The sequence below is a fragment of the Hyphomonas sp. UBA3601 genome, assembly GCF_002375605.1.
GTDB lineage: Bacteria > Pseudomonadota > Alphaproteobacteria > Caulobacterales > Hyphomonadaceae > Hyphomonas.
Map to the genome: position 1 here is coordinate 3527 of NZ_DFME01000055.1, position 425 is coordinate 3951.

The 425-nt window shown below is 60.7% G+C and carries 1 protein-coding gene; it reads right to left on the reverse strand.

Annotated elements, in window-relative coordinates:
* Nucleotides 1-63: 63 nt before the first annotated feature.
* Nucleotides 64-425, reverse strand: a 362-nt coding sequence (locus B4F73_RS06330; protein ID WP_290482770.1) for a LysR substrate-binding domain-containing protein, incomplete at its 5' end; no start/stop codon positions are given.

Genomic DNA, 425 nt, shown 5'->3' on the forward strand with positions numbered 1-425 from the left:
ACCGACTGGCTACTCCCCAAGTGACCCGCGTCTGTTATAGGCACACTCCTGCCGGCGCAAGTCTCATCCCGCCAATTCTGTCACAGCATCAAGGATCAGAGCCCGCAGCCAGGTCAGGGCAGCATCCTCAGAATTTTCCCGCCGCCAGTAAAGCTCGCTGTCGAGCGCGGGAAAGACGCCGGGCAGGTCATGTGAGACCAGTCCCGGTGATTGCGCGAGCAAGGCAGGTGCGGTGAGCGCAAGATCCGTATACTTCACAATTTCCAGCGCTGGCATATAGGTCGGCAGTCGCATGACCGGCGTGATGCGCGCGCCATGCGACCGGGCGACTTCCTCGACATAAGAACGTCCTTCGCGGCGGCTGGAGACGACGACATGGCGCAACTCCAAAAAGGTTTCAAACGTCATCTGGCGGCCCGAGAGCG